This window comes from Cellvibrio sp. BR, from assembly GCF_000263355.1.
GTDB lineage: Bacteria > Pseudomonadota > Gammaproteobacteria > Pseudomonadales > Cellvibrionaceae > Cellvibrio.
In genome coordinates, this window is record NZ_JH668201.1 from 1,146,390 (window position 1) to 1,159,122 (window position 12,733).

Consider the following 12,733-nt stretch of genomic DNA (forward strand, 5'->3'; position numbering starts at 1 on the left):
TAGTTATTACCGCGCAGGTCGTCAATACGAGTCAAAGCTCCGGTCGCGCGGGCAAGGTAATACCTTGTAAACGAGACCTTTGTCGCAATGACAAAGGCTTTCGTATATTTCCAATTTGCCCGTCATTGCGTCATTTAACCGACTTTGACGGAGCCTTTCATGCTAAACATCCTTTCTTTTTCATCGCTACCAAGCGCCGAAACCGGGCAGCTTGCTGCAGCAATCCAAACTGCAAATGACACAACGACATCTCTCCAGTCTATTGGCACCTGGTGGATGTGGCTGGCTTTTTTCACAATTGTGCTTGTAGTACTCGCTATTGATTTGATTTTTGTTGGTGGCGGAAAACAACACCGCGTTTCACTTAAAGAAGCAGGCAGTTGGTCACTGGTGTGGGTTAGCCTTGCGTTAAGTTTTGGGGCAGGCTTATGGTTTTATCTGGACGCCCACTACACCCGTGAATTTGCAAACACCAAAACTATGGAGTATTTGACCGGTTATCTGATTGAAAAATCATTGGCCGTGGACAATGTGTTTGTTTGGTTAATGCTATTTAACTTTTTTGCCATACCGCTCGAATTACAAAAACGAGTGTTAACCTATGGGGTGCTCGGCGCAATTATTCTGCGCACTATTATGATTTTTGCTGGAGTTTGGTTAATCGCACATTTCCATTGGTTACTGTATGTATTTGGTGCGTTTTTATTACTGACTGGTATAAAAATGTGGTGGATGGCAGACAAACAAATAGACCTTAACAATAACCCTCTGCTTAACTGGTTTAAGCGGCATTTTGCCATTAGCGATCACTTGGAAGGCGAGCGCTTTTTTGTTGTCGTCAATGGTGTGAAGCTCATGACACCATTATTTTTGGCATTAATTATGGTGGAAATCTCGGATATTATTTTTGCAGTGGATTCGATTCCGGCTATTTTCGCTATTACTTCTGATCCATTTATCGTACTCACATCCAATATCTTTGCAATTCTTGGTCTGCGTGCCATGTATTTTTTGCTGGCTGATATTGCAGATCGCTTCGCTTACATTAAATATGGTTTAGCCTTGGTGCTCATTTTTATTGGAGTAAAAATGTTGTTGATCGACATTTATAAAATTCCAATTGGCGTATCACTTACCACTGTTGCTTTTTTAATTGGGGGATCAGTGCTGATTTCCTGGATAAAAACCAAGCCAGCAGCTTCGGGAATTGAGTAACAAAAACGCCTCCCTCGCATGTAGCAAGGGAGGCGTTTACTGGTTTATCACGCCGGATTAAACCATTTTAAACTATCATGCAATTTTACTACTTCACCCACAATAAACAGGGTTGGAGCATGCACATCATTTGCTGCCACTACATCGGCAATCGACTGTAAGTCGGCAATCAAAACACGCTGCTCCTGAGTCGTACCTTTTTCAATCAAAGCAACCGGTGTTTGTGGTGAACGACCATGACTGATGAGCGATTCACAAATCTCTTTTAATCCAACCAAACCCATATAAAAAACCAACGTCTGTGTTGGGTTGGCCAACTCCGGCCATTGCAAATTGGTATTGTCGGACTTTAAGTGCCCTGTTACAAAACGCACCGATTGGGCGTAATCGCGATGTGTCAGTGGAATCCCTGCATAGGCAGAACAACCCGATGCCGCAGTAATACCCGGCACCACTTGAAATGGAATATTGTTTTGCGCAAGTAATTCAATTTCTTCACCGCCACGCCCAAAAATAAACGGATCGCCCCCTTTCAAGCGCAACACCCGCTTACCTTCTTTGGCTAAATCAACCAACAGCTGATTGATATTTTCCTGCTCCATTGCATGTTCGCTGCGACGTTTGCCCACATAAATCCGCTCGGCATCGCGGCGCACTAGCTCCATTACACCATCTGATACCAAACGATCGTAAAGCACCACATCGGCTTGTTGCATTAAACGTAGCGCTCGCAAAGTTAATAACTCTGGATCGCCAGGGCCGCCACCGACCAAATAAACTTCGCCTTGAGTAATGGTCTGATCTTCTTTGGCAATTTCAGTGGCGATAATATTTTCTGCCGCTGCTTCCTGACCATTCAAGGCTAACTCCGCTGCCGGGCCTTGCAGAATTTTCTCCCAAAAGCGACGCCGACTATCACCATCATCAAAACGCGCCTTAACACGGTCGCGCCAACTGCTCGCTATTTGCGCGAGGCGACCGTAGCTAGTGGGAATCAGTGTTTCAAGCTTCGCGCGAATTAAACGCGCCAATACCGGCGATTCACCACCACTGGAAATTGCAATCACCAAGGGAGAGCGGTCAATAATTGCAGGAGTGATGTAAGTGCAAAGCGTAGGGCTGTCCACCACATTCACCGGTAAGTTACGCGCTTGGGCATCCGCAGAAATTTGTTCATTGAGTGTTTCGATATCCGTCGCGGCAATGGCAATGACACAATCATTTAAATCACTGGTTTGATATTCACGCTCACGCAACTCGCCATTATTTTGCGCAACCAGTTCGCGTAATTCACTGGAAATTTCCGGCGCAACCACCCGCAAACGCGCACCCGCCTTGGAGAGCAATCGCCCTTTGCGCGTTGCAATATCGCCACCACCGACTAACAGGCAGAGGCGGTTCTTTAAATCGAGAAAGACGGGAAAATATTCCATAATAATCTACACGGTTTTATTTAACTCCAGTCGAACTGCAGTTAACACAATAATCAGATGAATGTAAAAATTAAGATGCAGAAATAAAAAGGGTGGGCAATGCCCACCCTTTTTATTATTTTTTAGCAGAATTCAACACTTCTTGCCCACCCATATAAGGGCGTAATACTTCAGGAATAATTACACTACCATCTTCTTGCTGATAATTTTCTAACACAGCTAACAAGGTGCGGCCAATGGCCAAACCGGAACCGTTGAGGGTGTGCAGCAGTTCAGGTTTGCCGCTTTCTTTGTTGCGGTAGCGCGCCATCATGCGGCGGGCCTGGAAATCGCGGAAGCTGCTACAGGAAGAAATTTCGCGATACTTATCCTGTGAAGGCACCCATACTTCTATGTCGTAAGTTTTGGCAGAGGAAAAGCCGATATCACCACCGCACAAAATAACGGTGCGATGGGGCAAGCCGAGTTGTTGCAAAATCGTTTCTGCATGGCCAACCAAGGCTTCCAGCGCTGCATCGGATTCTTCCGGGCGCACAAACTTAACCAGTTCCACTTTTTCAAACTGGTGTTGACGAATCATGCCGCGGGTATCACGACCATAGCTGCCCGCCTCTGAGCGGAAGCAGGGAGAGTGGCAAACCAATTTGATCGGCAGCTGGGTTTCGTCAACAATTTCATCGCGGTAAATATTAGTGACTGGCACTTCGGCAGTGGGAATTAAATAAAATTCACGGTCGTCGGTCAGTTTAAACAAGTCTTCTTCAAACTTGGGTAATTGGCCTGTGCCAAACAGTGAATCGCGATTCACAATAAACGGCACGTTAACTTCTTCGTAGCCGTGTTGATTGATGTGAGTATCCAACATAAATTGCGCAAGAGCGCGATGCAAACGCGCTACGCCGCCACGCAAAACCGCAAAACGAGTGCCGGTAATTTTGGTGGCCACCTCAAAATCCAAACCACCTAATTCTGCCCCCAGATCAACGTGATCCTTGATGGGAAAATGGAAACTACGCGGCATACCCCAGCGGCGAACTTCAACGTTATCCTCTTCACTTTTACCATTGGGGACTTCATCGGCAGGAATATTGGGAATTGCCTTTACAAAATCATCCCACTCAGCTTGTACTTTTGCCAATTCAGCTTCGGCGCCTACCAATTCCTGTTTGATGTTTTCTACTGCTTGCATCATAGGTGCAACATCTTCTCCGGCTTGTTTGGCTTTGCCAATGCCCTTGGAAATAGAGTTGCGTTCACTTTGCAAATTTTCCGTTTTTATTTGAATCGCTTTGCGGGTTTCTTCCAGAGCCTGAATTTTGGCAACATCCAACTCATAGCCACGTTTGGCCAAACCCTGGGCAACTTGTTCGGTAGCAGTGCGAAGTAACTTTGAATCTAACATGATGAGTAATTTTCTATTTGAAGTTGAAGAACATGAATAATTAATAACTAAAATATTTTTTGGGTTAATGCCATACCAACAAAGGCCATTAATAAACCCAGAATCACCGAGATGCTGGCATACACAAGCGCGTTTAGCACGTGCCCCTCTTGCCACAACTGTAAAATTTCCAGCGAAAAAGCTGAGAAGGTGGTGAAGCCCCCTAAAATTCCGGTGATAAAAAATAAACGCCATTCGACAGGCAAGGTGGTTTTTTCTACCAGCAGTACATAAGCCACGCCAATCAAAAATGACCCGACAATATTCACCACAAAGGTGCCGAGTGGAAACCGGTAATTCAATAGCGGCGTTAAATAACCGACGGCAGCGAATCTAAGCACTGAGCCAAGAGCACCACCTAATGCGATTGCTAACCACTGCATATTATTTTCCGGGCGATTTTTTGTAGCGTTTCTTTTTACTTTGCTTATCCAACTCGCGTAGATGGGCAAGCTTTTCCTGAATTTTTAATTCCAAACCACGTTCGACCGGTTGGTAGTAACGCGCTTGGGCGATCTCTTCCGGCAAATAATTTTCACCTGCCGCATAGGCGCCGGGTTCGTCGTGGGCGTAGCGATATTCCGCACCGTAATCCATGCTTTTCATGAGCTTGGTCGGTGCATTGCGTAAATGCATGGGAACATCAAATGCGGGTTGGGAGCGAACATCAGCCATGACCTGATTGAACGCATTATACACAGCATTACTTTTGGGTGCGCAGGCCAAATACACCACGGCTTGGGCGATGGCCAACTGCCCTTCCGGGCTACCTAAACGTTCTTGTACATCCCACGCCGACAAACACAGCGGCAACGCGCGTGGGTCAGCATTCCCTATATCCTCACTTGCCATACGCACCACCCGGCGGGCGATATAAAGTGGATCGCAGCCACCATCAAGCATTCTGGCAAGCCAGTAAAGTGCGCCGTCGGGCGATGAACCGCGCACGGATTTATGCAAGGCGGAGATTTGCTCGTAGAAAATATCGCCGCCCTTATCGAAGCGACGCACATCGGACGCCAAGACTTCAGCAATCACTTGTTGATTGATGATTTTGTGATCGCCGGCGTCTTCGGCGAGATCAGCGGAAATTTCCAGCAAGTTAAGCGCTTTGCGTGCATCGCCATCGGCGGCTTGCGCGAGAGTCATTAGCGTATCGTTATCGATACGAATGTCCTGCCCGCCCAGGCCGCGTTCATTATCGTCGAGCGCCTGCTGTAATACGTCTTTTAATTGCTCGGGCTGCAGACCGCGCAGCACATACACACGGCACCGTGAGAGCAGTGCGTTGTTTAATTCAAACGAGGGATTTTCAGTGGTTGCACCGATAAAAATAAAAGTGCCGTCTTCCACATAAGGCAGAAATGCGTCCTGTTGGGATTTGTTGAAGCGATGTACTTCATCGACAAATAAAATGGTTTTGCGACGACTGGAGATGCGCTCTTGCTGCGCGGTTGCGACAGCGGCACGAATTTCTTTTACGCCGGACAAAACCGCTGACAAGGATTCAAACCGCGCATCTGCCTGCTCGGCGAATAATTTGGCAAGCGAGGTTTTACCCACACCGGGCGGGCCCCACAAAATCATCGAGTGCAGTTGACCGCGAGTGATAGCTTCGCGCAGCGGTTTGCCCACACTGAGCAGGTGCTCCTGACCAATATAATCATCCAGATTGCGCGGGCGCATGCGCGCAGCAAGCGGTTGATATGCAGGGGCACTGCTGGCAAAAAGATCCATGGGCTTACATCTTTATAGGGTTAGATCCGATCAGTGTTTAATCCCTCAGGATCTCAACACCTTCGGGCGGCACAAAGAAAAAGTTTTCTTCCGGCAGTGCTTTGTTGCGCTGCACATTGCTCAATACACAGCGGGTCAACTGGCCCAGGCTGTCTTGAATCGCAAACTCGCTCAGCTGTCCGCTTTTAAATACCAGAATTAAATGCTGGAACATGCCCTCAGTCACCTTGGGTGTGAGGGTATATTTTTCTGCACTGCCATCCTGTTGATCACGTGCGACAGAAAAGTTTTTACGCAACTGTTCGATGTCCGCACTCAACAATAATGCAGGCGTTTCGCGCAGGTCATCGGTAAATTCGCGGATATTCACCGTTTCCAAATCCGGATCGTAGAGCCAAATAGTTTTATTGTTGGATACCAACAGCTGTGGCATAGGCTCCAGGGTTTTCCAATAAAATTTACCTGGGCGCATCAACATAAAATTGCCGCTACTGGATTCTTGCTCGACGCCAGCCTTGTCGTAAGTGGTCTGTACAAAATCACCTTGCAAGGTGTTCATGGCATCGAGTTGTTTGCGGAGCTGTGCAGCCGCCTGATCGTCAGCCGCATAAGTAGTAACCGACAACACCAACAGCAAACCAGTAAAAATGCGTGCAAAAACGTTCATATAAATTCCAACAAGAGTATTAAGTTACTGACACCGGAATCCTATCGGGTGCAGATGAACCTGAGATAAATCAATCGCGCCCGCCCGGCACCAAAACTTCACGGTTACCATTGTGACCCGCCGCGGAAACAACACCCGCCATTTCCATGGTTTCAATTAGACGTGCGGCACGGTTATAACCGATGCGCAATTTTCGCTGTACCGAGGAAATGGAAGCCTTGCGCGATTCGATCACAAAAGCCACAGCTTCATCGTACAGCGCATCACTTTCATTATCGCCGCCCTCTTCACCACCTTCGCTCGGCATGCCAGGCACTGGAATCGAATTATTGCTGTCATCGGTAATGCCATCGATATAGTTGGGTTCACCACGTTTTTTCCAATCGGCTACCACGCGGTGAACCTCGTGGTCATCCACAAAAGCGCCATGAACACGGACTGGCACGCTGGTGCCGGGCGGCAAATAAAGCATATCGCCATGCCCAAGTAACTGCTCTGCCCCGCCTTGGTCGAGAATGGTACGCGAATCGATTTTGGACGAAACCTGGAACGCCATACGCGTCGGGACATTGGCCTTAATCAAGCCGGTGATTACATCTACCGATGGGCGCTGGGTAGCCAAAATCAAATGGATACCCGCTGCACGGGCTTTTTGCGCAATACGGGCGATGAGCTGCTCTACCTTTTTGCCGACAATCATCATCATATCGGCAAATTCGTCGATCACGACCACAACGGCTGGCAGGGTTTCCAGATCAGGCGCAGTGGCCACTTCAGCACCGGGTTCAAAGTTCTCTTCCGGTTTGAATAGTGGGTCTTTAATTGGCTCCCCCGCTTTGATGGCATCGTCCACCTTGCGGTTAAAACCAGCGAGGTTACGTACCCCCATGGCGGCCATGAGCTTATAGCGACGCTCCATTTCCCCCACACACCAGCGCAGCCCGTTGGCCGCGTCTTTCATGTCGGTAATAACCGGCGTAAGCAAATGCGGGATACCTTCGTAGACCGACAACTCCAGCATTTTCGGGTCCACCAACATCAAGCGTACTTCTTTGGGCGTGGATTTATACAGCAGGCTGAGCAACATCACGTTTACACCCACAGACTTACCAGAGCCGGTAGTACCTGCGACCAACAAGTGCGGCATTTTGGCAAGATCAGCCACCACCGGCTCCCCGGAGATGTCGTGACCCAACGCCATGGTAAGCACTGATTTGGAGTTCTCGTAGAGTTCAGATGAAATCACTTCCGACAGGCGCACCATTTCGCGGTGTGCGTTCGGGATTTCAATCCCCATCACTGATTTGCCGGGAATAACTTCTACCACCCGCACTGAGACTACCGCCAGCGAACGCGCCAGGTCTTTGGCAAGCCCGGAAATACGGCTGGCTTTAATACCTGGCGCAGGTTGGATCTCAAACCGGGTCACCACCGGGCCGGGCTGTACCGACACCACCTCAATCTCGATACCAAAGTCTTTTAGTTTGAGTTCCAGCATGCGCGACATGGCTTCCAACGACTCTTTGGAATAGCCTTTGTCACTGCGCTTATCGGCAGGATCAAGCAAGTTCAATGGCGGTAAAGTACCCACAGCCGGCTCGATAGATTCAAAGAGCGACGGCTGCTTTTCCTTTTCAATGCGCGGACTGGGCGCAGGCTTCTTTTTGGGTGGCTCGGTGATAATTACCGGGGCCACGCGCTTGGCTTCCTGTTTAACGTGCTGCTCCACCACTTCGCGGCGATGCTCCTGCGCTTTTACGGCGATTTGCTTTTCCGCCCGCTCACGCTGGTAAACCTGCCATTTTTCCAGCCCACGATTGACGCCGATGCTAATCCATCGCCCAATATCCTCAGCGAGCTTAAGCCAGGAGAGATCGGTAAAAATTGTCATGCCCACCAAAAACATACTGAGCATCAACAGTGTGCCGCCGGTGTAGTTGAACGCGTCAAAAATACCGTCAGAGACAGCAGCACCTAACAAGCCACCATTGGAATAAGGTAATACCGAGGCACCGTCGCTGTAATGCATGGCAGCGATGCCAGTACCGGCAACCATAACCAATACCAAGCCCACCGCACGTAAACCAAAAAACAACCAATCGATAGCATCCTGACGGGTGCGATCCTTAAGCACTAACCAGGCGCGATAGGCAATCATCACCGGAAACAAGTATGCGAGGTAACCAAACAGCGAGAAAAATACGTCGGCAATCCAGGCGCCGAAGGAGCCACCCGCATTTTGTACCTGGGTATTTTCGCCCGTTTTGGACCAACCCGGGTCCAGAGGGTCATAGCTGACCATGGCGATCAACAGGTACAGACAGATCGCGCCCAAACCAATGAGCGCCCCCTCTTTCAGCAGGCGAACGAGCAAGCTGGAAGCTTGTTCAGATGCAGGAGTACGGCGTTGCGGAGTTACTGATTTCAATGGAAATGTCCCGATTGAGATACAAAGGCACTAATTAATAAACGAGGGCTATTGTAATTACTGGCGGCAGATTTACCACCGGCAAGATCACTCTGCGGGGAAATGAATGAAAAAACCCGCACAAGTGCGGGTATTCATGGTTGTTTTGCGAGCAACCAAGGGAATTTAATGCTGCGTTTCAGCAATCAGGCTTTCCATACCGGGTGCCCAACGAGTCACCTGATTGCGCCCATGTTGTTTGGAGTAATAAAGAGCCTCGTCTGCCTGCTGGATGAGCTGACTGGAACTTATCGCCCCCATACGCATGGAGGTCACACCAAAACTGCCGGTTACGCTGACACCGTTGGTGACTTGTGAAGCGATTTTTTCGCGGCAGCGCTCCGCAATCATCTGCGCTTGTTCAATAGGGGCACCGGGTAAAATCACACAGAATTCTTCACCGCCAAAACGCGCTACCATATCCATATCGCGCACTACTTCGCGCAAACTGTTAGCAGCCATTTTAATCACTTCATCGCCCACGGCATGACCATAGGTATCATTCACTTTTTTGAAAAAATCGATATCAGCCATGATGCAACTAAACTCGGCATCGGAAGCGCGTGCACCGTCAAATTTACCATTGAGATGTTCGTAGAGCGCGCGGCGATTAAAACAATTAGTCAGTGGATCCCGTGTTGCGAGGTAGGTAAGCTCTTTATTTTTGGTTTCAATCGCTGCCTGGCTCGCGGCCAGTTGCTGCACCATATCCTCCAACAAACGGTTTTTCCCCTCCAGCTCTGTAATATCCTCAAATACCGCAATAGTGCCTTGTATTGCGCCTTTGGCATCCAGAATTGGCACGGCATTTACATGAAAGATTTTTTCGCCATCATCGCCCATAGGTAATAAAACGCGAACCCCGGTTTGTTTGATGCCCTCAGCGATAGCACGCATCCAGGGGTATTCGTTATCAACACTCTTGGGATCGACAAACCAACCCAAGTTACTGGCTTTTTTGCCTAGCAAAAATTCCTCCGTGCGGCGCAAATTTTCCAGTAAAGCAGTATTAGCCAGAACTATCTGTTCGCGCCGATCCAAAATTAACACGCCCTCCGCCAAAATATTTAATGCATTGCGCACTCGCGCTGGCACCACTGCACTCGGGTCCAAATGTTTGAGTGCACGTTTGATGTAAAACCAAAACCCCACAAAACCACTGAGTGAAATAAAAATAATCAGCAGTACAAAAGTAGGCACACCAAAAACAGGGTGTCGGTCATGCAACAATGGCTCAAAACTAATTTCAAATTCGGCACGTTTTGCGCCATTGGTCATTACCGGGAAACGAATATGCGTGGGTGTGGATTCATGTTCTTTTGCATCAGCCCAAAATTTTTCATGCGCATTGGTTTTCGCCACCAGGTTTCCATTATTGTGCCTGACGGCTACCGATAAGATCTCCGGATTGCGCTCCACAGAGGACTCAAGTAAATACTGTAGCAATAACTCATCGCCCCGCATAATCGCCACGCTGACTTGGGACGCCAGAGTTTCAGCTAAACGTTTGCGCACATCCAACTGCTGACGCTCAGCACCGGGCGCCAAACCAATCGCTTGCGCGAGAATCAATAAAGAGACGGTGAGAATCACCAACCCCACACTCAACCTCACGGCAGGTGTAATAGTAAACATTCAAATTCCTTAACAGCGTTGAGTAGAAAAATAATTACACATCTTTGGTTTTTTGTTGGGCGTGATCAAAAAGATACCCCACTTCTTTAGCATTTTTATCTTCATGTTTACGATCTTTGCGCTGTTGCTCCAATTCTTTTTTGCGCTTATTCACTTCATCAAGAATAGGCAGCGGATCTAAGCCGCGCCACAGAGGCAGCATAGAAACCATTGCCAGCAATAAACTGCTGGCACGCAGCGACCAAATCAACAAACCGGTAGTCAATGAAAAACTAATGCCAGCAATCAGTGCTTTACGATCATGCTCTTCCTCTAGTGCCTCATCCATTTGCGCACGAATACGCCGCACTTCACTATCAAACTCCGCGGCTTCCCACGGCGCAAAACCGGCATCGGGTACAATCAAACTGACCAGCGATGTGGACGCCGTTAAGCTAGACACCTGCAGTGCATTAGAATTAAGTAGTTGCACTACACGTTCATAATCCTGTGCAGATTTATCCTCCACCACATTGTATGGAGAGTCATACTCATCCCCATTCACAAGTAGCTCCTGGTCAACCCCTTCGCTTGTAATATCAGGTTCATCCGGCAAAGCAGGCGAAAGTGTTGACTCGTCTCCATTTGTTGGCGGAATAACGCCGGGATTTTGAGTTTCAGGCAACACAACAACAGGAGGAATAATGGGATCAGGGATTGTCGGCGGTGTAGTTTCATCAACATCCGGAGTAATAATAGGCGGGGCGACAATCACGGGCGGAATAATTACTGGAGGCGCAACTGGCGGCTCTTTAGCAGACACAGTGACTTTAAAACTGGACTCGACCCACGCGCCATCAGAATCAATTGCTCGCAAGCGAATAATTGATTCACCCGCATTCTCGGATGACACCACAATCGTCATCATCCCGGTATTCTGATCCATCTGGACATCAATTACCGCGTCAGGATTACTATTCCCCATTAATTCAAAATTAAGCGTTACTACATCTTCGATATCAAAAAATTTATTTCGCAAATCAATTTGTTGCGGTGCATCACCTGCAACCATCGTCATATTATCAATTGTAATTGCCGTAGGCGCATCATTCACATTTACGACAGCAATCATAAACGTATCAGTCGCTGCGCTATTACCATCATTGGCAATAACATCAATCAATATAGCCCCAACATCACCATTCGTTGGTGTACCGCTAAAAGTCCGAGAAACAGGATCAAAACTCAGCCATGCGGGTAATGCTCCCCCGCCAGCTAATTGCGCGGTGTAAGTTAAAGTGTCGCCAACATCAGAATCCGCAAATGTATTACTGTTAAACTGGAAATTAAACGCAGAATCTTCGGCTGTGTTTTGATTGGGGATGATATTCGCAACTATAGGGGCATCGTTAGTATTAGCGACAACAATATTGAACGTGTCCGTTACGGTACCGCCATTACCATCATCGGCAACAACATCAATCGATACCGTTCCAATATCGCCATTTACGGGTGTACCGCTAAAAGTGCGAGTAGCGGGGTCAAAACTCAACCATGCAGGCAATGCACCGCCGCCAGCCAACTGCGCGGTGTAAGTTAAGGTATCCCCCACATCAACATCGGAAAATGTATTGCTATTGAATTGAAAGTTAAACGCAGAATCTTCCGTCGCGTTTTGATCAGGAATAACATTTTCGACAGTGGGAGCGTCGTTTGTGTTAGCCACAACAATATTGAACGTGTCTGTCACTGTACCGCCATTACCATCATCGGCAATAACATCAATTGATACCGTTCCAACATCGCCATTTGCAGGTATGCCGCTAAAGGTGCGAATAGCGGGGTCAAAACTCAACCATGCAGGTAATGCTCTCCCGCCAGCCAACTGAGCAGTGTAAGTTAAAGTGTCGCCAACATCGGCATCTGCAAATGTATTACTGTTGAACTGGAAATTAAACGCAGAATCTTCGGCTGTGTTTTGATTGGGGATGGTATTCGCAACTATAGGGGCATCGTTAGTATTAGCAACAACAACATTGAACGTGTCCGTTACGATACCGCCATTGCCATCATCGGCAATAACATCAATTGATACAGCTCCAATATCACCATTCGTTGGTATACCACTGAAAGTACGGGTTACTGGATCAAAACTCAGC

General features: G+C 48.1%; 9 protein-coding genes. 1 reads left to right on the forward strand and 8 read right to left on the reverse strand.

The window, feature by feature from the left end:
- The first annotated feature begins 159 nt into the window (after window positions 1-159).
- Window positions 160-1,215, forward strand: a complete 1,056-nt coding sequence (locus O59_RS10270) for a TerC family protein (protein WP_007642288.1) — start codon at window positions 160-162, stop codon at window positions 1,213-1,215.
- Between the two features lie 47 nt (window positions 1,216-1,262).
- On the opposite strand, the gene cysG is transcribed toward O59_RS10270, so the two are convergent.
- From cysG to O59_RS10310, 8 genes are all read right to left on the reverse strand, one after another.
- On the reverse strand, window positions 1,263-2,648 hold the full coding sequence (gene cysG / locus O59_RS10275; RefSeq protein WP_007642290.1) for a siroheme synthase CysG: 1,386 nt from the start codon (window positions 2,646-2,648) through the stop codon (window positions 1,263-1,265).
- Window positions 2,649-2,763: 115 nt separating this feature from the next.
- Window positions 2,764-4,050 (reverse strand): serine--tRNA ligase, encoded by a 1,287-nt coding sequence (serS, locus tag O59_RS10280; RefSeq protein WP_007642292.1) that lies wholly within the window; start codon window positions 4,048-4,050, stop codon window positions 2,764-2,766.
- Window positions 4,051-4,097: 47 nt separating this feature from the next.
- Window positions 4,098-4,472: a fluoride efflux transporter CrcB gene (gene crcB / locus O59_RS10285; protein WP_007642295.1), complete on the reverse strand. Its 375-nt coding sequence runs from the start codon at window positions 4,470-4,472 to the stop codon at window positions 4,098-4,100.
- A 1-nt stretch (window position 4,473) separates the two neighbouring features.
- Window positions 4,474-5,826, reverse strand: a complete 1,353-nt coding sequence (locus O59_RS10290) for a replication-associated recombination protein A (protein ID WP_007642297.1) — start codon at window positions 5,824-5,826, stop codon at window positions 4,474-4,476.
- A gap of 37 nt (window positions 5,827-5,863) precedes the next feature.
- Window positions 5,864-6,493: an outer membrane lipoprotein chaperone LolA gene (gene lolA / locus O59_RS10295; RefSeq protein WP_007642299.1), complete on the reverse strand. Its 630-nt coding sequence runs from the start codon at window positions 6,491-6,493 to the stop codon at window positions 5,864-5,866.
- Between the two features lie 70 nt (window positions 6,494-6,563).
- Window positions 6,564-8,921, reverse strand: a complete 2,358-nt coding sequence (locus tag O59_RS10300) for a DNA translocase FtsK (protein ID WP_007642301.1) — start codon at window positions 8,919-8,921, stop codon at window positions 6,564-6,566.
- A gap of 165 nt (window positions 8,922-9,086) precedes the next feature.
- Window positions 9,087-10,595, reverse strand: a complete 1,509-nt coding sequence (locus O59_RS10305; protein WP_007642304.1) for a sensor domain-containing diguanylate cyclase — start codon at window positions 10,593-10,595, stop codon at window positions 9,087-9,089.
- A gap of 34 nt (window positions 10,596-10,629) precedes the next feature.
- On the reverse strand, window positions 10,630-12,733 hold a 2,104-nt coding region (locus O59_RS10310; RefSeq protein WP_040391851.1), incomplete at its 5' end, for a putative Ig domain-containing protein.

What these genes read in the sequence shown, in the direction of transcription:
- O59_RS10290 (WP_007642297.1), bottom strand. Translation starts at nt 5,826, where the DNA reads ATGGATCTTTTTGCCAGCAGTGCCCCTGCATATCAACCGCTTGCTGCG.
- O59_RS10305 (WP_007642304.1), bottom strand. Translation starts at nt 10,595, where the DNA reads ATGTTTACTATTACACCTGCCGTGAGGTTGAGTGTGGGGTTGGTGATT.
- crcB (WP_007642295.1), bottom strand. Translation starts at nt 4,472, where the DNA reads ATGCAGTGGTTAGCAATCGCATTAGGTGGTGCTCTTGGCTCAGTGCTT.
- cysG (WP_007642290.1), bottom strand. Translation starts at nt 2,648, where the DNA reads ATGGAATATTTTCCCGTCTTTCTCGATTTAAAGAACCGCCTCTGCCTG.
- lolA (WP_007642299.1), bottom strand. Translation starts at nt 6,493, where the DNA reads ATGAACGTTTTTGCACGCATTTTTACTGGTTTGCTGTTGGTGTTGTCG.
- serS (WP_007642292.1), bottom strand. Translation starts at nt 4,050, where the DNA reads ATGTTAGATTCAAAGTTACTTCGCACTGCTACCGAACAAGTTGCCCAG.
- O59_RS10270 (WP_007642288.1), top strand. Translation starts at nt 160, where the DNA reads ATGCTAAACATCCTTTCTTTTTCATCGCTACCAAGCGCCGAAACCGGG.